This is a genomic window from Pseudemcibacter sp., from assembly GCF_965661635.1.
GTDB lineage: Bacteria > Pseudomonadota > Alphaproteobacteria > Sphingomonadales > Emcibacteraceae > Pseudemcibacter.
Window position 1 is genome coordinate 1 of sequence record NZ_CBFIEP010000132.1, and the last position, 2,537, is coordinate 2,537.

A 2,537-nucleotide genomic window follows, 5' to 3' on the forward strand; every position below is an offset into this window, starting at 1 on the left:
ATTTGACTATAAGCGCCTACCTGAACATAAATATCATCACCGACTTCTGGAGCGGCAGGTCCAGGGTTTAAAGATGCGATTTGCGTTGGTGTAGTCACCGTTTGCGGAGGATTTAAAACTTCCAGTGTTTCAACCGCCACATTACCTACTTCCTGCTTTTCCAAAGCCGGCGGCATTTCAGACATTGCCACTTGGGCGGGTGCATTTGGCCCTGAGACGGCCTCCACCCTCACACGAGTTGTACCGCGTTTTTCGAAACCTAATAATTGAGCCCCTCTTCGTGAAACATCAATCAGTCGATTTCCGACAAAAGGTCCGCGGTCATTGACACGTAAAATTAATGACCGCTTATTTTCCAAATTCGTTACACGTACGTAGCTCGGCATCGGCAATGTGGTGTGAGCCGCTGTCAGCGCATTCATATCGAAAATCTCACCATTCGCTGTTTGTTTTTTGTGAAAATCAGGTCCATACCATGATGCAATACCAACTTGGTTATAAGTGGGATCAATTTTGGGCGTATACCACTTTCCCGCAATTTGATATGGATTTCCAACTTTCACCCCTGGTGGAGCCTCAGGCGCAGATGTTTGAGTTGGCGGTGGCGTTGTCGCACAAGCACTTAATATGGCCATTAAACCCAATAAAAGCGTAATTTTATAAAAATTCATCTTCATCAGAACCTATTTCAATTCATCTGACAATAAGCTTACACCTAAAGCATATAGATTAGAGCAATTATAAGTCAGAATTGAACGAAAATTTTGATATGTCAGATATGCTGGCCCTTCTATTCCCATCGGCATTAAAAGTGTGGCCTCAATATTCGTATTCGTAACTTTAGGAAGATCGCTACCATCAAGGTTACGAACACCCATTTCCTGCCATTCATCTAATGAGTATTTTTTACTATGGTCTTTTAAAGCACGCTTACATGATCTTGGCGGGTTTGGTTCATGGGTTAAAACAACTAGAGCCTGTCTTTCTCCAATATCATCTGGCAATTTTACTTCGCGTCCCCATGTTTGATCAGGACGCCAACCGTGAACACTTAAATAATTACCGATAGATCCGAAAACATCTGCTTCGTTTGTCCAAATGTCTTTTCTGCCGTCACCATCCATATCATAAGCATACGCAAAAAAGCTGGTCGGCATAAATTGGCCTTGCCCCATAGCACCGGCCCATGAACCGATCATTTTATCGGGTGCAATATGACCTTCTTCAAGGATCGTTAATGCCTTTAATAACTCTTTTCTAAAAAAGGCGCTGCGGCGCATATCATAGGCTAATGTCATTAATGACCGAACGATATTAAAATTACCCGTGTAGGTACCGTAATTGGTTTCCATTCCCCAAATCGCAGCAATGAAGCGTTTTTGAACGGCGATATCTCTGGCCGACGGATTTAAAACTTCTGCAAATTCGGCCATCTTACTGCGACCATTTTTTATGCGAAGCGGGCTAACACGACGTTCCAAATACTGTTCTGCGGTTTGCGTAAACTCAGGTTGACGTCGATCTAGCTCAACCACTTTTTCATTGGGTGTTAGGTCTTTAAAGGCTGCATCTAAAATTTGATCAGAAATTCCTTCTGTTCTTGCTTCCGCCTTAAATTCCTCTAACCATGCATCGAAAGGAACTGGATTATCAGGTACCTGACGCTGTGCATGCGCCACAAAAAAAGTGAAGGAAAGGATAGTGGAAATAAATGAAAGAAAAATAGCTCTGATCAATGATCTGCCCTTATATTTTTGTATTAATATTATGATATTTTTTATTACCATATATATAGTTTATAAATCATGGCGTTTCAAAGGCAAATACGATTTTTAATGAAAAAAATTAATATTATGAAAAAAGAACAATCTGCTCTTGACCTTAAGGCAGTGATCCGTTAAATCCTCATGCACGCACATCGCGATACATCTTATGGAGAGGTGGCAGAGCGGTTGAATGCACTAGTCTTGAAAACTAGCAAGGGTGCAAGCCCTTCGTGGGTTCGAATCCCACCCTCTCCGCCACTATCCTTTGATAGTAAAAGACTTTTTATCAATTTTTCATTTCACCCACAATTTAGCCCACAAACTATACGTCGTATAATAGATTTTTCTTGCATTGTTTTTAATGAAAGAGGATTAATGTATATATTATCACTTCGATGCTATGCTGTAATAGCTCAACTGGATAGAGCACCTTTCTCATAAAAAGTTTGTTGTGGGTTTGAGTCCCACCCACCCTTTATCTGAGCAACTAGTATGTAAAATCATAAGTATTTAGCTCATGAGTGCCAATAAAACATTGAAGTAATATTTATAGGAACATTTTCCTTACGTCATTTCGATGAGATAAAAACCTCTCTTATGCAAATACTTTAAATGGTTTTATAGACCTTGACGGGGAACACTGATATTAATGCGACGGATTAGAACTAACGGCGTGAGATTGTAAGGATTAAAAAGGAGCAGAAGGGATGAAATAACTTTAAACTTTACAAATATATCTTGACATATCTATACAAACTAGAATTGCACTGA

2 protein-coding genes and 2 tRNA genes are annotated in these 2,537 nt (G+C 40.1%); 2 read left to right on the forward strand and 2 right to left on the reverse strand.

Annotated features, from left to right (window positions below):
* Both ACTF6W_RS08620 and ACTF6W_RS08625 read right to left on the reverse strand, forming a co-directional pair.
* Nucleotides 1-671, reverse strand: a 671-nt coding sequence (locus ACTF6W_RS08620) for a septal ring lytic transglycosylase RlpA family protein (RefSeq protein ID WP_438994137.1), incomplete at its 3' end; no start/stop codon positions are given.
* Nucleotides 672-683: 12 nt separating this feature from the next.
* Complete coding sequence (locus ACTF6W_RS08625) at nt 684-1,736, reverse strand: lytic murein transglycosylase (RefSeq protein WP_438994138.1); 1,053 nt, start codon at nt 1,734-1,736, stop codon at nt 684-686.
* 198 nt (nt 1,737-1,934) lie between these two features.
* Between ACTF6W_RS08625 and ACTF6W_RS08630 the strand changes: the two genes are divergently transcribed.
* Nucleotides 1,935-2,024 (forward strand) — tRNA-Ser (locus ACTF6W_RS08630).
* A 152-nt stretch (nt 2,025-2,176) separates the two neighbouring features.
* A tRNA-Met gene (locus ACTF6W_RS08635) sits at nt 2,177-2,235 on the forward strand.
* The last annotated feature ends 302 nt before the right edge of the window (nt 2,236-2,537 follow it).